The 20,091-nt window shown below is 65.8% G+C and carries 22 protein-coding genes; 17 read left to right on the top strand and 5 right to left on the bottom strand.

The annotated features are described in order from the left end of the window. Positions 1-31: 31 nt before the first annotated feature. Positions 32-883 (top strand): PhaM family polyhydroxyalkanoate granule multifunctional regulatory protein, encoded by an 852-nt coding sequence (locus ACTHNR_RS21690; RefSeq protein WP_440549911.1) that lies wholly within the window; start codon positions 32-34, stop codon positions 881-883. 16 nt (positions 884-899) lie between these two features. Beyond that, positions 900-2,075: a patatin-like phospholipase family protein gene (locus tag ACTHNR_RS21685; RefSeq protein ID WP_440549908.1), complete on the top strand. Its 1,176-nt coding sequence runs from the start codon at positions 900-902 to the stop codon at positions 2,073-2,075. Between the two features lie 42 nt (positions 2,076-2,117). On the opposite strand, the gene ACTHNR_RS21680 is transcribed toward ACTHNR_RS21685, so the two are convergent. Further along, on the bottom strand, positions 2,118-2,243 hold the full coding sequence (locus ACTHNR_RS21680) for a hypothetical protein (protein ID WP_440549905.1): 126 nt from the start codon (positions 2,241-2,243) through the stop codon (positions 2,118-2,120). A 193-nt stretch (positions 2,244-2,436) separates the two neighbouring features. On the opposite strand from ACTHNR_RS21680, the gene ACTHNR_RS21675 reads away from it, so the two are divergent. Further along, entirely contained in the window at positions 2,437-3,309 is an 873-nt protein-coding gene (locus tag ACTHNR_RS21675) for a ferritin-like domain-containing protein (RefSeq protein ID WP_440549903.1), read from the top strand. A gap of 30 nt (positions 3,310-3,339) precedes the next feature. Further along, the gene (gene rfaE2, locus ACTHNR_RS21670) at positions 3,340-3,834 is read left to right on the top strand and encodes a D-glycero-beta-D-manno-heptose 1-phosphate adenylyltransferase (RefSeq protein WP_440549900.1); all 495 of its coding nucleotides are present in this window, start codon (positions 3,340-3,342) and stop codon (positions 3,832-3,834) included. A gap of 116 nt (positions 3,835-3,950) precedes the next feature. Here rfaE2 and ACTHNR_RS21665 read toward each other — a convergent pair whose 3' ends face one another. The 3 genes from ACTHNR_RS21665 to ACTHNR_RS21655 are packed head-to-tail and all read right to left on the bottom strand — an operon-like array spanning position 3,951 to position 6,019. Continuing rightward, the gene (locus ACTHNR_RS21665) at positions 3,951-4,190 is read right to left on the bottom strand and encodes a hypothetical protein (protein ID WP_440549898.1); all 240 of its coding nucleotides are present in this window, start codon (positions 4,188-4,190) and stop codon (positions 3,951-3,953) included. 18 nt (positions 4,191-4,208) lie between these two features. Then, positions 4,209-5,099, bottom strand: coding sequence for a type III pantothenate kinase (locus tag ACTHNR_RS21660; protein WP_440549896.1), 891 nt, complete (start codon positions 5,097-5,099; stop codon positions 4,209-4,211). Further along, positions 5,096-6,019, bottom strand: coding sequence for a biotin--[acetyl-CoA-carboxylase] ligase (locus tag ACTHNR_RS21655; protein WP_440549893.1), 924 nt, complete (start codon positions 6,017-6,019; stop codon positions 5,096-5,098). The genes ACTHNR_RS21660 and ACTHNR_RS21655 overlap by 4 nt, the downstream gene beginning before the upstream one ends. Before the next feature lie 178 nt (positions 6,020-6,197). On the opposite strand from ACTHNR_RS21655, the gene ACTHNR_RS21650 reads away from it, so the two are divergent. The 8 genes from ACTHNR_RS21650 to ACTHNR_RS21615 all read left to right on the top strand — a co-directional run bounded on the left by ACTHNR_RS21650 (position 6,198) and on the right by ACTHNR_RS21615 (position 13,080). Next, a complete protein-coding gene (locus tag ACTHNR_RS21650) occupies positions 6,198-7,325 on the top strand; it encodes an MlaE family ABC transporter permease (protein WP_440550009.1) in 1,128 nt (375 codons plus the stop codon). After that, positions 7,244-8,200, top strand: coding sequence for an ABC transporter ATP-binding protein (locus tag ACTHNR_RS21645; RefSeq protein ID WP_440550006.1), 957 nt, complete (start codon positions 7,244-7,246; stop codon positions 8,198-8,200). The genes ACTHNR_RS21650 and ACTHNR_RS21645 overlap by 82 nt, the downstream gene beginning before the upstream one ends. A gap of 63 nt (positions 8,201-8,263) precedes the next feature. After that, positions 8,264-9,235 carry an MlaD family protein gene (locus ACTHNR_RS21640; protein ID WP_440549891.1) on the top strand — a complete coding sequence of 324 codons (972 nt, stop codon included), beginning with the start codon at positions 8,264-8,266 and terminating at the stop codon, positions 9,233-9,235. Between the two features lie 72 nt (positions 9,236-9,307). Next, the gene (locus ACTHNR_RS21635) at positions 9,308-9,955 is read left to right on the top strand and encodes an ABC-type transport auxiliary lipoprotein family protein (protein WP_440550003.1); all 648 of its coding nucleotides are present in this window, start codon (positions 9,308-9,310) and stop codon (positions 9,953-9,955) included. Between the two features lie 251 nt (positions 9,956-10,206). Continuing rightward, positions 10,207-10,539 (top strand): (2Fe-2S) ferredoxin domain-containing protein, encoded by a 333-nt coding sequence (locus ACTHNR_RS21630; RefSeq protein WP_440550000.1) that lies wholly within the window; start codon positions 10,207-10,209, stop codon positions 10,537-10,539. Positions 10,540-10,562: 23 nt separating this feature from the next. Then, on the top strand, positions 10,563-11,189 hold the full coding sequence (locus ACTHNR_RS21625; protein WP_440549888.1) for an alpha/beta hydrolase: 627 nt from the start codon (positions 10,563-10,565) through the stop codon (positions 11,187-11,189). 365 nt (positions 11,190-11,554) lie between these two features. Continuing rightward, a complete protein-coding gene (locus tag ACTHNR_RS21620) occupies positions 11,555-12,793 on the top strand; it encodes a D-alanyl-D-alanine carboxypeptidase family protein (protein WP_440549886.1) in 1,239 nt (412 codons plus the stop codon). 17 nt (positions 12,794-12,810) lie between these two features. After that, positions 12,811-13,080, top strand: a complete 270-nt coding sequence (locus ACTHNR_RS21615; RefSeq protein ID WP_440549884.1) for a DUF493 family protein — start codon at positions 12,811-12,813, stop codon at positions 13,078-13,080. Here ACTHNR_RS21615 and ACTHNR_RS21610 read toward each other — a convergent pair. Beyond that, positions 13,046-13,978, bottom strand: a complete 933-nt coding sequence (locus ACTHNR_RS21610) for a transcriptional regulator GcvA (protein ID WP_440549881.1) — start codon at positions 13,976-13,978, stop codon at positions 13,046-13,048. The genes ACTHNR_RS21615 and ACTHNR_RS21610 overlap by 35 nt on opposite strands. A 115-nt stretch (positions 13,979-14,093) precedes the next feature. Between ACTHNR_RS21610 and ACTHNR_RS21605 the strand changes: the two genes are divergently transcribed. The 5 genes from ACTHNR_RS21605 to ACTHNR_RS21585 all read left to right on the top strand — a co-directional run bounded on the left by ACTHNR_RS21605 (position 14,094) and on the right by ACTHNR_RS21585 (position 20,038). Beyond that, complete coding sequence (locus ACTHNR_RS21605; protein ID WP_440549879.1) at positions 14,094-14,420, top strand: DUF2917 domain-containing protein; 327 nt, start codon at positions 14,094-14,096, stop codon at positions 14,418-14,420. 165 nt (positions 14,421-14,585) lie between these two features. Continuing rightward, entirely contained in the window at positions 14,586-15,284 is a 699-nt protein-coding gene (gene lipB, locus ACTHNR_RS21600) for a lipoyl(octanoyl) transferase LipB (protein ID WP_440549876.1), read from the top strand. Next, positions 15,277-16,290 (top strand): lipoyl synthase, encoded by a 1,014-nt coding sequence (lipA, locus tag ACTHNR_RS21595; protein WP_440549873.1) that lies wholly within the window; start codon positions 15,277-15,279, stop codon positions 16,288-16,290. Before lipB ends, lipA begins: the two co-directional genes overlap by 8 nt. A 374-nt stretch (positions 16,291-16,664) precedes the next feature. Next, on the top strand, positions 16,665-17,972 hold the full coding sequence (locus ACTHNR_RS21590) for a dicarboxylate/amino acid:cation symporter (RefSeq protein ID WP_440549870.1): 1,308 nt from the start codon (positions 16,665-16,667) through the stop codon (positions 17,970-17,972). A 74-nt stretch (positions 17,973-18,046) separates the two neighbouring features. Then, positions 18,047-20,038, top strand: coding sequence for a sensor histidine kinase (locus ACTHNR_RS21585; protein ID WP_440549867.1), 1,992 nt, complete (start codon positions 18,047-18,049; stop codon positions 20,036-20,038). Positions 20,039-20,091 lie beyond the last annotated feature (53 nt).

The following is a 20,091-nucleotide window of genomic DNA, read 5'->3' as shown; positions in this document are numbered from 1 at the left end:
CACTCATTCTCATCGTATCGGAGAGCACTCGATGACCGACACCGCCGGCGACCAATCGCCTTTTCCAGGCTTTCCGGGTTTTCCGCCCGCTGAAATGCTCGACAAGATGTGGGACATGATGCGCCTGACGCCGTTCGGCGCGGCGTTTCCGGGGATGCAGCCGGGTACGGCGCAAGGCTTCAGCTCGCCGCTGACCGCGATGTCGGACATGATGTCGCCGCTCATGAGCGTGGAAGAACTCGATAAGCGCATCACCGACATGCGCGCTGTCGAGCAGTGGCTCAAGCTGAACCTGAACATGCTGCAATCGGCCATTCAGGCGCTCGAGGTGCAGCGCGCGACGCTCTCGACGCTGCGCGCGTTCGGCGCCTTCGCGCAGGCGTCGATGACGCAGCCGAGCGATACGTCGGGGCCCGCGAGCACGAAAGCCGCTTCGTCCTCGCCTTGGGGCGCTTCCGAAAGCCGTTCGAGCGAGGCAAGCACAGCGGGCGCGAGCGGCGGCGACGGCAATCGCGCCGAGAGCGGCGCCGACGCTTCGCCGGCTGGCTCCGCGGAGGGCGGCGACGCAAGCGCCGCGTTCGATCCGGCCGGATGGTGGAACCTGCTGCAGTCGCAGTTCAATCAGCTCGCGGCATTCGCGATGACGCAACCGGGCGCCGCGACGGACAGCGAGGCCGGTTCGAAATCGAAGCCGAAGGCGAGCGGCGGCGCATCGGGGCGCGGCGCCAAGGGCGCAAGTGCGGGCCGCGGTTCGGCGGCATCCAGCGCCACGAACGCATCGAACGCATCGAACGCCAAGCCGGCGGCCAAGCGCGCGCCAGCCCGCAAGAGCGGTACGAAGCCGCCCGGCGGCTCGGGCGGCGGCGCACGCGACGAGAAGTGAACGCCAACCGTTCATCGTGCGGCTCGCACTGGTTCTGATGGGCGGCGGCGCGCGCGCCGCCTACCAAGTCGGCGCGCTCAAGGCGCTTGCCCAGATCGCACGCGAGATCGAACCGCGGCGGCGCTCGTCGCCGTTTACGATCATTTGCGGGACGTCCGCGGGCGCGATCAACGCGGCGTCGATCGCCAGCCATGCGGACGACTTCGCGCTCGGCGTCGAGCGGCTGATCGACTTTTGGTCGAACATTCGCGCGCGCCAGGTATATCGCACCGATTGGCGCGGCGTGGCGGCGGCGGGCGCACGCTGGCTTGCGGCGATGAGCTTCGGCTGGGCAGTACGGCGCAGCCCGCGCGCCCTTTTCGACAACAGTCCGTTAGCGCAGCTGCTGCACGGCGCGCTCGATTTCGCGCGCATCGATGAAATGCTCGAGGCGCATGCTTTGCATGCGCTCTCCATCACGGCGCTCAGCTACTCGAGCGGCCGTCATTTGACCTTCTACCAAGCCGAGGAGCCCATCCAGTCTTGGCGGCGCGCTCAGCGCGGCGCGCGCATGGTGGCGCTTGCCCCCGCGCATCTGCTGGCCTCGGCGGCTATTCCGTTCTTGTTTCCGGCCGTGCCGCTGGAACTGGACGGCTGCGTGGAATATTTCGGCGACGGCTCCATCCGGCAAATCGCGCCGCTCAGCCCCGCGATACACTTCGGCGCGCATCGCATCGTGGTGCTCGGCGCCGCGACGCCGCGTCCCGAAGTACCGGCGGCGTCCGGCATCGAAAGCGGCTACCCGTCGCTCGCTCAGATCGGCCAGCAGGTGCTGGCGAGCGTATTTCTCGATTCGATCGGCGCGGACATCGAGCGCATCGAGCACATCAACAACATGATTTCGCATCTGCCGCAGCACGTGGAGCCGGAAAGCGGCTGGCGGCACGTCGATGTGCTGCCGATCGCCCCCAGCGAGCGCATCGAAATTCTCGCGGCGCGGCATCTCAAACGCTTGCCGCTGACGGTGCGCGGCCTGCTGGGCGCGGTCGGCGGCAATCGTGCGGCCGGCGCGTCGTTCGCAAGCTACCTGCTGTTCGAGGCGGAATTCGCGAACGAACTGATCGACCTCGGTTTTCGCGACACGCTTGCGCAGCGGGAGCGGCTGACCGGTTGGATCGGAGAGATGCTTGGCCAAACGCCGCAACCCGTGTAAACCAGCCGTAAGAGAGGCCGGCGCCGCGGGCCGCGCATGCTATCATTCCAAAGATTTCGCTTCGTGGGCGAACACCGAAAAAACCACGATCGCGGCAGGTCGTTGCGCCGCCCGTCCAACGGAAGCGAAGAGGGGCTCGGCGCGAAGCGCGGCGCCGTGTTCGATCATCGCCTAGGCGCGTTGCGCCGGCCGATGTCTTCACGCGCGAAGCATCGTCGCACGGGCGACCTTGAGTTCGATCAAGAAAATGAGCGCGATCACTGCGTAAGATTGTGGTTTTTTTGCCGCACCGGCGCGGTGGTTTCGCGTGCATGCGGCAATTGTCATACGAGTTGCAATGGGCAGACCAGGGGTGGGACCTATGAACACCATGCTTTATCCGGAACTTTATAAATCGCTCGAGTCGGTCCGCTGGGACATGGAGAAGGACATTCCCTGGGACAAGTTCGACGCGTCGCTGCTCACCGACGAGCAGGCGACCACGATCAAGATGAACGCCATCACCGAGTGGTCGGCGCTGCCCGCGACGGAAATGTTCCTGCGCGACAACCACCACGACAGCGACTTTTCCGCGTTCATGAGCGTTTGGTTCTTCGAGGAGCAAAAGCATTCGCTGGTCCTGATGGAATACCTGCGTCGTTTCAAGCCCGAAATGGTGCCGACCGAAGCCGAGCTGCACGCCGTGCGCTTCGAATTCGATCCCGCGCCGCCGCTCGAAACGCTGATGCTTCACTTCTGCGGCGAAATCCGCCTGAACCACTGGTATCGCCGCGCCGCCGAATGGCACACGGAGCCCGTGATCAAGCACATCTACGAAACGATTTCCCGCGATGAAGCGCGCCATGGCGGCGCTTACCTGCGCTACATGAAGAAGGCCATGACGAACTGCGGCGACGTCGCGCGCGCGGCGTTCGCCAAGATCGGCGTGCTGATGGCTTCGGCGCGCCGCACCGAAAAACCGTTGCACCCGACGAACCTGCACGTGAATCGCGATCTTTTCCCGCGCGACACGATCCAGTCGCGGCTGCCCGATCCGGAATGGCTCGAACGCTGGCTCGACGAGCAGATCCGCTTCGACGACGGCTGGGAGAAGAAGGTCGTCGAGCGCATCCTGCACAATCTGTCGATTCTGTTCGAGCGCACGTTCGCGACGGCGCAAGAGCTGAACCGCTACCGCAAGGAAGTCACGGCGCGCCTGCAAACGCCAGGCTCGGCCGAACACCAGGCCGCTTGAGGCCCGGCATCGATCGGACCTCTACCGCCCATGTCTGCCGTTTCCTTCGAAGACAAGATCATCACCCGTGAAGCGCTGGCAGAGCGACGCTCCACGCTCGCCGGCCCGGTCGTCTTCACGAACGGCGTATTCGACATCCTGCACCGGGGCCATGTGACTTACCTCGCGCGCGCGAAGGCGCTGGGCGCGTGCCTCGTGGTCGGCGTGAACAGCGACGCGTCGGTGCGCATGCTCGGCAAGGGCGACGATCGGCCGATCAATCGCGAGGAAGATCGGATGGCGTTGTTGGCCGCTCTGGAAAGCGTCGACTGGGTCGTGCGGTTCGAGGAGCGCACGCCGATCGAATTGATCGAAGCCGTGCACCCGGACATTCTCGTCAAAGGCGGCGATTACGACATGGACGCACTGCCGGAATCGGCGCTCGTACGCGGATGGGGCGGGCGGGCGCTGGCGATCGCATTCGAGCATCAACGCTCCACCACCGCCTTGCTCGACAAGGTCCGTGCGCACGCAGGGCGGTCGTAGCGCGACGAACAACCGGCAATCCGCCGGATAGATAACCCGCCGCGGCTCGGCGAACGTTGCTGCGCCGCGCCGAGGGTTCGCCGATGCCGGAGAATGGCGATGGCGTCTCCCCGGCCTTAGCCGCCGAGCGGTGCGACGGCGATGGCGGGGGTAGGGTCGGGCCGCCCGACGATGGCTTGTTCGGCCGCGTCGGCTTCGGAAATCGGCCGCGTTTTTAGCCAATCGGGGTGGACCTGGCGTTCCAAATGATGGGGCTCCCGGGGGCCCGACGCCGGCAACGGCCCCAGCATGCCGCTCGCCAAAGCGAACGCAATCAAATTGGCGAGAAACAAAATAGCGATCAGCCAACGCAGCATCGTCTCGTCTCCAGTCGTTCAGGGCGCCCGAGCGCCGTCTTCGGCGGCGATCCTCGCCAGCCCGGACAGCACGAGCGTATCGTGACGCGTGTACGGCACGCCAAGCGCGGCGGCCACGTCGTCTGCCGCGCCGCCGCCTACGACAAGCCTTACCTGCGCGTCCCAAGCGCGGCACAATTCACGCCATGCGCGTTCGATGAGGCCCGCCTGGGCCAGCAAGGCCCCGGCGGTGATCGCATGCGGCGTATCGGCGGCGAACCAGTGTTTTGCCAAGGCGTCGCCGGCAAGGCCGCGCACGGACTCGGCGCTCAACGTCGGCAACTGCGCCGTATGCTCGCCTAGCGAGCGCATCATCAGCGACCACCCCGGTGCGATCATCCCGCCGACGAACCGTCCCTGCGCCGTCAGCGCTTCGAGCGTCGTGGCGGTGCCGAGCGTGGCGATCAAGAGCGGCTCGCCCGGGAACGCCGCATGGGCGCCGATGAGGCCGGCCCACCGATCACTGCCCAGCCGCTCCGGCGCCCCATAGCCGTTGATTACACCGCACTGGCGCTCGCGAGCGCGCACGAACGTGCGCGGCAAGCCGGGCCAGCGCGCGTCGAGCTGCGCGGCGATCCGTTCGGCCGCATCGCGCCCCGCCACATTCGAGATCCACGCACCGCACGGCGCCGCAAGCGCGGCCCATTGCGACGCCGGATCCTCGTGCTCATTCGCCGCGCCGGACTCGCTCGCCCAGGGGCGAGCGTTGTCGGCCTGCGCATCGGCGCCGGCATCGGCCGAAGCGCGCGGGGCGTGCGCGGCGTGCGAAAACACGCCGCTGCGAAGCCACGTGCCGTCGACGCCGGCCAACGCCCATTTCACGCGGCTATTGCCCGCGTCGATGAGCAGAAACGGCGCGCCTCTCCTCATGGCGCTCCGTCGGCGAGCCGCAGCGAGACGTCGCCCGTCGCGATCGCCTGCATGCCCGCATCGGTCGACAGCAGCAGTTGCCCCGAGCTGTCGACGCCGGTCGCGATACCGCGCGCGAACTCGACGCCCTTGTCGATCAGCACGACTTCTTGATTCGCATAGGCGTGGCAGGCGTTCCAGCGGCCGACGAACGGCGCGAAACCTTGCGCGCCGAAGCGCTCGGTCATCTCGGTGAGCGCCTTGACGACGACGGCCAGCGTGTCTGTCAAGTTCGCTTCCGGCACGGCTTGCGACAGCGCGGCTGGCGGCGTTGCTCGGGCCTGTGCCGGCATGCTCGCGGCCGCTGCTTCGAGTTGTGCCTCGAGCGCTTCGTCCCGGCGCACGTTAATCCCCACGCCGATGACTGCGGCGCTGGCGTTCGCGGTGCTCCAGGCCGTTTCGATCAGAATGCCGGCGAGCTTGCGGCCGTCGAGCAGCACATCGTTCGGCCATTTGAGCGCGAGCCGCCCTGCCTCGCTCGGGGCCAAGCGCGCCAAGGCGTCGATGACCGCGACGCCCGTCGCCAGGCTGAGCCCGGCCAGCCCCGCGAGCGGCCGGGGCAGCACGCAGGCGAGCGAGAACGTCAGCGCGTGGCCCGGCGTGGCCTGCCAGCTGCGCCCTTGCCGTCCTCGGCCGGCCGTTTGGCTGTATGCAGCGCGCACCGCGTGCACGCCGACCGCGGCACGCTCGCGCGGCAGCGCCTTCATGCGCGCCATGAGGTCGGTGTTGGTGGACGTCGTCTCGTCGACGATTTCGAGCGCGTCCGACGGGATCGCACTCGCGCCGCCCGCGCGCGCGCGCTGCTCGTCGATGCGCCAATCGGCGCCGTCGAGGTTCGCCGCCGAGCCGGGGCTCGGGGGAGGAAAAAGGGTATCGGTCATAGCCATATTGTAGGGCGTAGCGGCGAGCGCGCGTCATCGACGCACGCATGCGTCTTCGCTCCACGTATGAAGCATTCGGTCGGCCGCCGCACGTACCGGCAGCCGGGTACATGCTAGCCGCGGCGCATCGCCCGCTACAATGGCCGCAGTTCAGTTCATCGCGTGGGAACTTCCTTCCTTGGACTTCGATACCCCGCCCCGCTTGCGGCTCGAAACGAGCGGCCAAGGCTCGCTCGTCAAATTGTCCGGACAGTGGACCGCGCTCGCGCTGGCCCGCGACCGCGCGCGCTCGGGCGCCACCGCGCGCCTGGCCGCCCTCGCGCGCGCCGCCCCGGCGCAATGGGATTTGTCGGCCGTCGAGCGAATGGACCATGTCGGCGGTCAAGCGCTGTGGCGTGTCTGGGGCCGCAAGCTGCCCGAATCCGTCACGCTCACGGATACCCAGCGCGACATATTCGCGCGCATCGCCCTGCTCGAAACGCAGCGCGAAAGCCCGGAGGCAGTCGAGCGCGTGGATGCGGTCACCGCGCTCGGCCGGTCCGTGCTCGGGTTCATCGACCACGCTTACGGCGGCTTGGCAATGTTCGGGCGCTTCGTGCTCGATGCGCTGTCCGTGCTGCGCCGCCCCGCGCGCGCGCCTTGGCTGGAAATCTCGGCGAACGTGTATAGCGCGGGGGCCAAGGCATTGCCGATCACGGCGCTCGTCGCGTTCCTGATCGGCATCGTGCTCAGCTACCTGTCGGCCCAGCAGCTGCGTCTGTTCGGCGCGAATCAATACATCGTCAATATTCTGGGTCTGTCCGTGATTCGGGAGCTGGGCCCCGTGCTGTCGGCGATACTGGTCGCCGGGCGCTCGGGCTCGGCCATCACGGCGCAGATCGGCGTCATGCGCGTGACCGAGGAGCTCGACGCGATGCTCGTCATGGGCATTCCGCACGGCCTGCGGCTCGTGCTGCCGCGTGTCCTCGCGCTGTCGGTGGCGATGCCGCTGCTCGTCATGTGGACCAACATCATCGCGCTGATCGGCGGCGCGCTCGCCGCGCAGGTCGTGTTGGGCATCGACATGCTTTATTTCGCGCGGGCGTTGCCGAGCGTCGTGCCGATCGCCAATCTATGGATCGGGCTGGGCAAGGGTGTCGCGTTCGGCATGCTGATTGCGCTCGTCGCCTGTCACTTCGGCTTTCGGATCAAGCCGAACTCGCAAAGCCTCGGGGTGGGAACGACATCGTCGGTCGTCTCCTCGATCACGGTCGTCATCCTCGCCGATGCGATCTTCGCGATCGTTTTTCAGAACGTCGGCCTATGACCGCGCCGCTTTCCGCCGCCGTTCGCAACCGTCCGCCGCCCGCGATCGCCGAGCGGGTGATCGAGGTGCGCGACCTGACCAAGCGCTATGGCGCCACGATCGTGCACGAGCACTTGAACTTCGAGGTGCGGCGCGGGGAGATCGTCTCGATCGTAGGCGGATCGGGCTCAGGCAAGACTACGCTGATCCGCCAGATCCTGGGCCTCGAAGCGCCGAGCTCCGGCGCAATCGAGGTATTCGGGCGCGATACATCCTCGGTGGACGAGCAAACGGCCCGCGTCATGCGCAGCCGCATGGGGATGCTGTTCCAGCAAGGGGCGCTGTTTTCCTCGATGTCGGTGTTCGACAACGTCGCGCAGCCGATACGCGAGCTCGGCCGCGTGCCGGCCCCGCTCTTGAACGACATCGTCATGCTCAAGCTCGAAATGGTGGGGCTGCCCTGCAAGCACGCCTCGAAGATGCCGGCGGCGCTCTCCGGCGGCATGATCAAGCGGGTGGGCATCGCGCGCGCGCTCGCGCTGGAGCCGGAGCTGCTGTTTCTCGACGAGCCGACCGCGGGGCTCGATCCGCAGGCATCGGAGGATTTCGTGGAACTGATCGCGACGCTGCATCGCGCGCTCGGGCTGACCGTCGTGATGGTCACGCACGACCTGGACACGATGACTTCGTTGTCGACGCGCGTGGCTGTCATCGCCGATCGGCGCGTGCTCGTCGCCGCGCCGATCGAGGAGGCGGCCGCGGTGGACCATCCGTTCATCCGCGAGTTCTTTTTAGGGCGGCGCGGCCGGCGCGCGCTGCAGGCCTTGCCGCCCGAGCGACGCGCTAAGCTGCCGCCGGCCGCGTTGGAGTCCGCATCGGCCGAGGTGCCGCTATGACGCACCGGCACGAAGCTTTTCGCGCCGTTCGATATCGCGCGCGCAACGACGGGAATCACGCGTATGGAAAATAAATCGCACGCATTCTGGGCTGGGCTTTTTACGATCGGACTCGGCGTCGCGATCGCGCTCGTCGTCTTCTGGTTCAATCTCGACCGCACCGTGCGCGTGCCGTACGACTTGATCTCGCACACGAACGTCACGGGGCTCTCGACCGATGCCGATGTCCGTTATCGCGGCCTGGCCGTGGGCAAAGTGCAGTCGATCCGGTTCGACCACACCCACCCGGGGACGATCGTGATCCGCATCCTTGTCGACAAGAATGCCCCGATCACGCGCTCGACGTTCGGCAGCCTGGGCTTGCAGGGGGTGACGGGTATCGCCTTCGTGCAGCTCGACGATACGGGCGCCGATCTGAATCCCGTGCCGACCTCTGCGAAGCACGTCGCGCAACTGCCGATGCGCCCGGGCTTGCTCGATCAATTGCAGCAGCGCGGGGATGCCCTGCTCGACGAACTGCAGACCGTCGTCGCCCGTGCCGATGCCATGCTCTCCGAGCCAACGCGCACGCAGCTCCTGGCGACGGCGGCAAGCTTGCAGCACGCGGCCGACGCCGTGACGACGCTCGCGCAAGCGGCGACGCCAGCGGCGGCGCAATTGCCGAGCACGATGGATGCGCTCACCCACACCCTCGCATCGACCAATGCGCTCATGACGACGCTTTCGGCAACGAACGGGCCGCTCGTTTCGAACTTGAACAAGATCGGCGCGGCGGCCGATCGTGCCGGCGGGGCGCTCGCGACAATGGACGCGTCGTTGCAGGACATGTCGACGCGGCTCGACTACGAGACGCTGCCGCGCGTGAATGCGCTCGCAACCGACGTCAGCGGCGCGGCGCGTGCCTTCGACCGGGCCGCCAACGTCTTCAGTACGAGCCCGACGAGCGTGCTGTTCGGTGTCGCGCACACGCAGCCGGGCCCGGGCGAGCCGGGCTTCTCGTGGCCGCGCGCGGCAGGCGCCGTAGCACCGCATTGATTTGCAAAGGAAAGCAAGCACATGGCACGAACAATCAAAATGGCCCCAGGCTCGCGTTCGGACCGCGCGCGCATGTCTCGGTTGGTGCAGGCGCGAGCGGCGTTGCGCGAGCTTGCCTCCATTGCCTGCGCATTGGCCGCCGCGGGGCTGCTCGGTACGGCGCTCGTTGGCTGCACGCTCGGGATGCCCGCGGCCGTCTCGAACATTCGCTACGACCTCGGGCCGGCGAATCCGCCCGCCTATACGGGCGCGCTGCCGACGCTGCGCCTGTTCGATGTGCGCACGCCGCGCGTGCTCGACAGCGACGACATCTTGTATCGCTTGAGCTATGCCGACCCGACGCAGACGGCCGCCTACGCGAATAGCCATTGGGCGATGCGGCCGTCGCAACTGCTGACCGAGCGCGTGCGCGACGCACTCGCCGCCCACGGAGCGGTCCTCGGCGGCGGCCAGGCGGTGAATGCACCGCTCTTGACCATCGATCTGGAGCAATTCGAGCAGGTGTACGACGGGGAGGGCCAAAGTCACGGCGCATTGACCGCGCGCGCCACCCTGACGCATGAGGGCAAGGTCGTGGCGCAGCAAACCTTCGTCGCACGCGCGCCGGCTAGCATGCCCAATGCCGCCGGCGGCGTGCATGCGCTCGCCGCGGCCAGCGACGATTTCGTGGCCCAGCTCGTCGCATGGCTCGGCATGCAGGTCGGCGCCGTCGCGCAGTGACGGCGGGAGGAGCGAGACGCATGCGAGGCGTGCGCCTCGCGACTCGAAACGGCTAGAGTATGCGCCGCCATGCATTCGACCGAACGCGCGAAGCCTTGCCGGGCAAGCGCTCAGCAGGCGAGCGCGACGCTCGCTATAATCGGCGCGGCTTATCCATCCGACCATGCCGAATACCGATGCGATGCGTTTCCGGGCTCATGCGGGCCAAGGGCGCCGATCGGTCCGGCGTCAACCCTTCGAACCCGAAGACCATGGACTCCTTCTACAAGTACCACGTCTTTTTCTGCTTGAACCAACGCGAACCCGACGCCGAGCGCCCGAGCTGCGGACGGCGCTGCGACGCGGAGAAGATGCTCGACCACACGAAAAAGCGTGTGAAGAAGCTGGGCCTCGCGGGTCCGGGCAACGTGCGGATCAACAAGGCCGGCTGCCTCGACCGGTGTGAGCAGGGTCCGGCGCTCGTCGTGTATCCGGAAGGCACCTGGTACACCTATTTCGATGAAGCCGACCTCGATGAAATCGTCGATTCGCATTTGAAGGAAGGCAAGATCGTCGAGCGGCTGTTGATCGATCAGCCCACCTGAGTCTTTCGTATTCGCGCCGCGCCATGAACGTTCACACGAAGAAATCTCTCATCGACGGTCCCGTCGGAAAAATCGAAATCGCGCTCGACGAACCGGACGGCGCGGTGCGGGGCATCGCGCTCGTCGCGCATCCGCATCCGCTATTCGGCGGGTCGATGGACAACAAGGTCGCGCAAACGCTCGCGCGCACGCTCGTGCAACTGGGCTACGTCACCTATCGCTCGAATTTTCGCGGCGTGGGCCAGACGCAGGGCCAGCACGACGAAGGCGTGGGCGAACGCGACGATCTCTTGGCCGTCATCGCTCATATGCGGGCGCGGCCCGGACACGAAGCGCTGCCGCTCGTGCTGGCGGGCTTTTCGTTCGGCACGGCCGTCATTTCGCATGTGGCGCGGATGCTGGCGGAGCGAGAGCAGAGCGTCGAAAGAATGGTGTTCGTCGGTACGGCGGCGAGCCGCTTCGAGGTGGCGAGCGTGCCCGAGAACACGCTCGTGATTCACGGCGAGCAAGACGAAACGGTGCCGATCGCCTCGGTGTTCAATTGGGCGAGGCCGCAGGAATTGCCCGTGGTCGTCATTCCGGGCGCCGAGCATTTCCTGCATCGCAAGCTGCACATCCTGAAGCGGATCGTCGTGGAAGCTTGGCATTGAACTGACCATTGCGGCCCGCGCTCGGCCGTGACGGCTGTCGAACTAGGGGCCGGGATTTGGGCCCCCGAACGTATTCGCACCGCGAAAATGCGCGTTTTCGGCGAGGCGTGCCGCGTATAATGTGCGAAATTTTTTGCGCACCGTTTCCGTCGATCCGGCCCCGCACGCATGTTGCGTAACGGGGCGGCACATCGGCGCGCGAGGGCGAAAGACGCGAACCGAATCGCATGTCGCCGGTCAAACCGGCGCCGCGTGGGCCGCGTCGCTCGTTCATCGTGCGTCGCGACGGGCGGCGAAATCCGCCAACCGGCGGCCGGCACTTTCCGATTGCGCCTCGCGCGTCGCTTTCCTGCACGAATCGATCTATGCGTTCTTCTTCCTTCGGCCTCCCGTCGCTTGCTTCTTCCGTCGTTTCTTCCTCGTTTCACCGCTCGGCCCCCGTCGCCGTACTGATCGGCGCGACGCTCTTGGCCGGCGCGGCCTATGCGCCCGCCGCGTCGGCGCAGGTGCCGCCGCCGGCCGTCACGGCCCGTTCGTGGGTGCTCGTCGATGCGACGAGCAATCAAGTCCTCGCCTCGGGCAATGCCGATGAGCGCGTCGAGCCCGCTTCGCTGACCAAGCTCATGACGGCCTATCTCGTCTTCGAAGCGCTGCAGACGAAGAAGATTTCGATGGACCAGGTCGTCACGCCCAGCCTGGCGGTGCGCCGTGTGCGCAACGACGAGTCGCGCATGTTCATCGAAGCCGAAAAGCCCGTCACGGTGCACGACCTCGTCTACGGCATGATCGTGCAGTCTGGAAACGATGCGGCTATCGCTCTGGCCGAACTGGTCGGCGGCAGCGAAGCGCATTTCGTCGAGATGATGAACGCCGAAGCGCAGCGGCTCGGCATGAAAGGCACGCACTATGCCGACGTCAACGGCATGCCCGATCCGCAGCACTACACGACGGCGGGCGACCTCGCGATCTTGTCGGCGCACCTCATTCGCGACTATCCCGAGTACTACAGCATCTTCTCCGTTAAGGAATTCACGTACAACAAGATCAAGCAGCCGAACCGCAACCGGCTGCTGTGGCTCGATCCGAGCGTCGACGGCCTGAAGACGGGTCATACGGAAGCGGCCGGCTACTGCCTCATCGCTTCGGCCAAGCGAGCGCTGCCCGGCGTGCCCGATGCTTCGCGCCGTCTCGTCAGCGTGGTGATGGGCGAGCAAAAGGAGCACGAGCGCGTGCAGGACAGCATGAAAATGCTGAACTACGGCTATTCGGCTTACGACACGGTGCGCCTGTTCAAGGCCAACCAGAGCGTGCAGACGCCGCGCGTCTACAAGGGCGCGGCCGATACCGTGCAGGTGGGCGTGAAGAGCGATCAGTACATCACCGTGCCGCGCGGCATGGGCGATAAGATCAAGCCGCAGTTCGCGTTGACCGAGCCGCTCGTCGCGCCGCTCGCGAACGGCCAGCAAGTGGGCACGGTGCAAATCGTCGCCGACGGCAAGACGTTGACGCAGTTCCCGGTCGTGGCGCTGCAGGCGGTGCCGCAAGCCGGCATCGGCGGGCGCATTTGGGACTCGCTCTTGCTGATGTTCGGCAAGAAGAAGTGACGTCGATGGAGGCCAAGATGAACCCGGAGAACGACTCCCTTTTCGAATTTCCTTGCGATTTTCCGATCAAGGTCATGGGCAAATCGCACCCCGATTTCACCGAGACGATCGTGACCGTCGTGCGGCAGTTCGACGCGAGCTTCGACGCCGGGCGCATCGAAACGCGGCCCTCCAGCGGCGGCAACTACACCGGCTTGACCGTGACGGTACGTGCGCAAAGCCGCGCGCACCTCGACGACATCTATCGGGCCCTCACCGGTCATCCGATGGTGTCGGTGGTGCTGTAAGCAGCGCCCGAAAGCCCGCCACTTCCTCCATCAGCCACGCGTGGAAGGCCTGCACGCGGGCGGTTTCGAATAGCGGCGCGGGGCAGACGAACCAGTGCGCGGACGCGCTTGGCGCGTCGATGTCGAACAAGCGTACGAGCCGCCCCGTGGCGATCTCGTGCGCCCCGATGGAGCGCCGGATCAACGCGATGCCTTGCCCGTCCGTCGCGGCCTGCAGCAGATTCGACGAATCCCGATAGAACACGCCGCGTCGCGGCTCCGGCACGTCCGCGAGCCCGGCCGCCTTGAACCACACACTCCACATTTGATCGTCCGAGCGCAGCAGCCGCGGCGACGCCGCCAGTTCGGCCGGGCTTTTCGGCAGATCGCCGTCGTTGAACGTCGGCGCGCAGACGGGAAACGACACCTCGTCCAGCAATCGCTCCACGTGAAGATCGGTATAACCGCCGGGGCCGAAGCGAATGCCGACATCGACGTCGTCGCGCGTGAAATCGGTGAGGGCGTTCGTCGACTGAAGCTCGAGATCGATCTCCGGATGACGTTCGATGAAGCGGCCGATTCGGGGCGTGATCCAGCGCGCGGAGAACGACGATGACGACGATACGACGAGCCGGCGTGCGCGGTGGCCTTCACGCATGGCGCGCGTGGCGTCGGCGAGCGACATCAACGCGGCGCGCACGTCTTTGGCATAGCGGCAGCCCGCGTCGGTCAGGCGCACGCGCTTGCCTTCTCTCGCGAACAACGGCGTGCCCAGTTCCTCCTCGAGCGCGCGAATCTGATGGCTGACGGCGCCGTGCGTGACGAACAGCTCGTCCGCCGCGCGTGAAAAGCTCTCGTGGCGGGCGGCGGCCTCGAACGTCTTCAATGCATTGAGCGCGGGGAGCTCTCGCAAATTCATGTCGGTCAGGAATCGGTTAGTTTTTCTCACATGGACGTGAGAATTGATCGTTTTGCCGAAGTGACTGTCGCGCCTACGATTGTAGCCAGGGAACAACCTTTGGGTGGTGACGATCATGCGACAAATTTCTTCAAGCTTCACCTTCGAAATCGGTCCCGGCGAAACGGTGCCGGTGATGGTTTCTCATAGCACGCGCGTCGCGGTGCACGGCGCGCCGATCTGGGTCACGCGCAGCAACGACGTCGAGGATTATTGGCTCGCGCCGGGGCGCTCGCTGCGCCTGCGCCGCGGCGAGCGGCTATGGCTCAGCGTGGAAGGCCAGCGCACGGCGCATGTGGCATTCGTCGCGCCGCTGCCGCGCACGGCGGTGTTGAGCGATCTCATCGAGACTGTCGGCGAGTGGTGGGCAGCGCGCTTCGGCGGCGGCTGGCGCACGGTCTGATGCTGGCGCCGCGGCCGTGAGCCGCGGCTAAAGAATTGATTTTGTAGGTGCAATTGGGAGACGGCTCCGGCGGGCAGGAGCCGATTCCGGTAAACTGCGGCCATCATGTGCGCTGCATCGTCTCTTCCGTCCGTCTCCCCGTTGCCGTCTTCCTCGAACGCCGTCATGCCGGATGCGGCTGACCCTTTCGCGCCGATCGTGCGCTGGCGCGGGCGCGAAGCCTACGATGTCAGTTTCGATGCGATGCGCGCGTTCACCGAGGCGCGCACCGCCGATACGCCAGACGAAATCTGGCTCGTCGAACATCCGCCTGTCTTTACGCTCGGCCAAGCCGGCGACCCCACGCATCTGCTGGCGGCCGATCCGGCGATTCCCCTCGTCAAGGTGGACCGGGGCGGGCAGATCACCTATCACGGCCCCGGGCAGGTCGTTGCCTACGTGCTGCTCGATTTGCGCCGCCGCAAGCTGTTCGTGCGCGATCTCGTGACGCGGATCGAGCAGGCGGTGATCGATACGCTCGCGGCGTATAATCTCGCCGGCGAGCGCCGGGCCGGCGCGCCCGGCATCTACGTGGCGCCGGGGCAGGCAGCCGGTGGGCACGAGGGCGCGAAGATCGCCGCGCTCGGCCTGAAAATCCGCAACGGCTGCAGCTATCACGGCGTGAGCCTGAACGTGGCGATGGACTTGCGGCCGTTTCTCGCGATCAACCCCTGCGGCTACGTGGGTTTGGAAACGGTCGACATGGCGACGCTCGGCGTCGCCGCCGGCTGGCACGAAGTAGCCGAAACCTTGGCGGCATGGCTCGCCGCAAACCTCGACGGCGCTGCCGCGCATCGCTCATCGACTGGATCACCGAATGACTGACGTTACCGCTTCCGAACCGAGCGGCGCATTGGACGCGCCGCAAGCCGCGCCCGCTCCGTACGACGCCACCGCCAAGCAAAAGGCGCAGGCGAAGACCGCGCGCATTCCGATCAAGGTCGTGCCGATCGAAAAGCTGAAGAAGCCCGAATGGATCCGCGTCAAGGCGGCGACGGGCAATTCGCGCTTCACCGAAATCAAGCAGATCCTGCGCGAGCACAACTTGCACACCGTCTGCGAGGAAGCGAGCTGCCCGAATATCGGCGAGTGTTTCGGCAAGGGCACGGCCACGTTCATGATCATGGGCGACAAGTGCACGCGCCGCTGCCCGTTCTGCGACGTCGGCCATGGCCGTCCCGATCCGCTCGATGCGGACGAGCCGCTGAACCTGGCTCGTACGATCGCAGCGCTCAAGCTCAAATACGTCGTCATTACGAGCGTCGATCGCGACGATTTGCGCGACGGCGGTGCGGGGCATTTCGTCGAGTGCATTCGGCACGTTCGCGAGCATTCGCCCGAAACGCGCATCGAAATTCTGACGCCGGATTTTCGCGGCCGGCTCGACCGCGCGCTGGAAATTCTGAACGCGGCGCCGCCCGACGTCATGAATCACAACCTCGAAACCGTGCCGCGCCTGTACAAGGAAGCGCGCCCCGGCTCGGATTACGCGCATTCGCTCAAGCTTCTGAAGGATTTCAAGGCGCTGCATCCGAACGTGCCGACCAAGTCGGGGCTCATGGTCGGGTTGGGTGAAACCGAGGAGGAGATCCTGCAGGTCATGCGCGATCTGCGTGCGCATGACGTCGACATGCTGACTGTCGGCCAATATCTGCAGCCGTCCGAGCACCACTTGCCCGTGCGTGCCTATGTCCACCCGGATACCTTCAAGATGTACGAGGAAGAAGCCTACAAGATGGGCTTTACGCACGCGGCAGTCGGTGCGATGGTGCGCTCGAGCTATCACGCCGATCAGCAAGCGCACGACGCGGGCGTCGAGGGCGTAGTTTGAGATGATGGCTGCGGTTTGCCGCTGATTGGCGGCAAGCCCGAGTTCCGGTGTTTGTTCTAAGCGCGGCGGCGCGGTCGATCTCGATGATCGGCCGCGCCGCCGCGTTTTGTTTCGGAGGGCCTTGGGTGCATTGCTTTCCGCATCCTTCCCATAGGGGTAAGCCCGAACCCTTCGCGCATTGCCCCTCCGAACCGCCGGACGCCGCCCGTCCGCGATTCCGGAAACCCGGATGGAATCGCCTGATTCGCAAAAAATTCCCTAGCAAAATCAATGACTAAGCGCGTTGTTTGCGCTGGCATCGACCTTGCAATCGATGGGCCTCACGAACGGCCGCCACGGCCTGTCGATTAATTTTTCCAAGCTGGGAGACACTGATGCGTCCTCTGAAGAAACCCTTCTATCGAATCCTCTATGTGCAGGTACTTGCGGCGATCATCGCCGGCGTTCTGCTCGGTCATTTCTCGAGCAAGTTCGCCGTCGACATGAAGCCGTTCGGGGACGCATTCATCAAACTCGTGAAGATGGTCATCGGGCCGATCATCTTCTGTACGGTCGTCTCCGGCATCGCCGGCATGCAAGACATGAAGAAGGTCGGCCGCGTCGGCGGCAAGGCGCTGCTCTACTTCGAAGTCATCTCCACGTTCGCGCTCGTGCTCGGCCTCATCGCCACCCACGTGCTCAAGCCCGGCGCGGGCTTCAACGTCGACGTGAACTCGCTCGACGGCAAAGCCGTGGCTTCGTACGCCGCGAAGGCGCACGGCCAGAGCGCCGTCGACTTTTTCATGCACATCATCCCGCATACGCTGGTAGATGCGTTCGCGCAGGGCGAGATTCTGCAGATCCTGCTCGTCGCGCTGCTGTTCGGCAGCGTGTTGGCTACGATCGGCGAGCGCGGCAAGCCCGTCACCGATTTCATCGAAAGCGTCTCGCACGTGATGTTCGGCATCGTGCGCATCGTGACGAAGCTCGCCCCGATCGGCGCATTCGGCGCGATGTCCTTCACGATCGGCAAGTACGGCATCGCCTCGCTGCTGCCGCTGATGAAGCTGATCGGCACGTTCTATCTGACGTCGGCCGTATTCGTGCTCGTGGTGCTCGGCACCGTGGCTCGCCTCGTCGGCTTCAACATCGTGCGCTTCATCAGCTACATCAAGGAAGAAATGCTGATCGTGCTCGGTACGAGCTCGTCTGAAGCCGCGCTGCCGCAATTGATGGGCAAGCTGGAAAACCTCGGCTGCTCGCGTTCGGTCGTCGGCCTGGTCGTGCCCACCGGCTACTCGTTCAACCTCGACGGCACGAACATCTACATGACGATGGCCGTGCTGTTCATCGCGCAAGCGACGAACACCGATCTCACGCTCGCGCAGCAGCTCACGCTCATCGCGGTCGCCATGCTCACCTCCAAGGGCGCGAGCGGCGTGACGGGCGCGGGCTTCATCACGCTCGCGGCCACCTTGGCCGTCGTGCCGACCATTCCGCTCTCGGGCATGGTGCTGATCCTCGGCATCGACCGCTTCATGAGCGAATGCCGTGCGCTGACCAACATCGTCGGCAACGGCGTGGCGGCGGTCGTCGTCTCCGCTTGGGAGAACGAACTCGACCGCTCCAAGCTGCGTGCGGTGCTGGGCCGCCGCGGCGCCGCCGTGGAAGCCGACGCGCAGACGAAGACCGCGGGCGTGTAATGCGGTTCGGGTGGAAACGTCCCGATGCGGCTGTGCCACAATAGGCCTCACGTTTCTGCCCGGAATCCGCCACCGTGACGCGTCGTCTCATCGTCGTTCTCGCACTCGCCGCGACGCTCGTGCTGGTGTGCGCCGCCACTTGGCGCATTGCCTGGCGGCGCGGGATCGACGCGTTGCAGCAGCAAGCCGCCGTGCGGGCCGACCGCACGGTCAGGTCGCTCGGCGATACGCTCGAGCGCTACGAATCGCTTTCCTACCTCGTTGCAAGCCATCCGGTGGTCGGCGAAGCGCTCGATACGGGCGCGCCTGACGCCATTGCGCGTGCCAACCGCTATCTCGAAGACGCGAACACGCACGCGCACGCCGACGTCGCCTATATCATCCGCGCCGACGGTCTTTGCCTATCCGCCAGCAATTGGAATCGCCCCGACAGCTTCGTCGGCTCGCAGTATCGATTTCGCCCGTACTTCATCGACGCGATGCGCGCGCGCGTCGGACGATTCTTCGGTATCGGCACGGTCTCGCATGTGCCGGGGTACTACATTTCGCAGCCGGTGTATCGCAACGGCCGCATCGTCGGCGCCGCCGTCGTCAAGCTCAATCTCGAGTGGTTTCCGGGCACCGACGCCAACGAGCCGCTATTCGTCGCCGACAAGCATGGCGTGATTTTTCTGTCGTCGGTGCGAGAATGGAAGTACCGCGCGGTGCGCGATCTGCCGAGTTCGGCGGCGGCGGCGATCGAAGAAGCGCGCCAATACGCCGACGAACCGATCACGTCGCTCGCGATACGACCCGTGCGCACGCTCGATGCGCCCGACGCGCAAATCGTGCGCGTCGGCGCACGGCGCTTTTCCCCGTACTATTTGCTGACGCAGCGCGCGCTCGGTATGCCGCAGTGGCAACTGATGACGCTGGCGCCGGTGGAGTCGGTGCTCGACGACGCGCGCAATGCCACGGCGGCGGTCGGTTCGGCTTTCGTTTCCCTGTGCTTGCTCGGTTTCTACTGGCGCATGCGGCGCGCCCGCCTGCGCGACATCATGAAAGGCCGTGCACTGCTGCAAAAGGCTTACGCCGAGTTGAACCAACGTGTCGAGGAGCGCACCGCCGATCTGTCGGCGGCGAACGCTCAGTTGCAGACGGAAGTGGCCGAGCGCACGCGCGCGGAAAACGAATTGCGCGCGGCGCACGAGGAGCTGTTGCAAACGAGCAAGCTCGCGGCGCTCGGCCAGATGGCCGCCGGCATCACGCATGAACTGAATCAACCGCTGGCGGCGTTGCGCACGTTCTCGGATAACACACGCGTGCTGATCGAGCGCGGCGCCTTGACCGACGCGCGAGAGAATCTGGAAGCGATCGGCGAGCTGACCGATCGCATGGGCAAGATCACGAATCAGCTCAAACTGTTCGTCGGGCGGGCGCAGCCGCATTCCGCGCTCTCTTTCGTCGTGCGCGCGTTGCGCAACGCACTGCATCTGCTGCAGAAGCGGCTGCAGCGTGTCACGCTCGAAGTTCGTCTGTGCGAGCGGCAGAGCTTGCCCGATCCGCAAGCGGCGCAGACGTTCGGTGCGGCGAACGGCTATCGACCGATGGACGTGGCGACGGACCACCCATCGCTCGCCGCTTACTGCGACGACTTGCGCCTCGAACAGGCGCTCATCAATTTGATCGCCAACGCGCTCGATGCGCTGGAACCTGTGGCGGCGCCCAGGCTGATCGTCGATTTGGACGTGGCCGAGGAGGCGCTGAGCATTACGGTGCGCGACAACGGCCCGGGCATTCCCGCCGATGTGCTGCCGCGCGTGTTCGAGCCGTTCTTCACGACGAAGCAAACGGGCAAGGGTCTCGGGCTCGGTTTGGCCATCGTGTCGTCGATCGCCCGCGACTGCGGCGGATCGCTTGCCGCGCGAAACGACACGGGCGGCGGGGCGGCTTTCGTGCTGACGCTACGGCGCGCGCAGACATCGGGCTCGGCGACGACGACGACGGTGACAACGTCTGCAACGTCTGCAACGTCTGCGGCGTCGCCCGGCACGCAGGCCGACGAAACCTCCGCCGGGCCGCGATAGCTCGCACTCGAAGGCACGCCGCTTCTAGCTCTCATTCACACGGCTCACTCACC

The organism is Trinickia sp. (assembly GCF_051954495.1).
Classification (GTDB): domain Bacteria; phylum Pseudomonadota; class Gammaproteobacteria; order Burkholderiales; family Burkholderiaceae; genus Trinickia.
The sequence above is the reverse complement of the archived record's forward strand: the minus strand, read 5'-3'. Positions and strand labels throughout refer to the sequence as shown.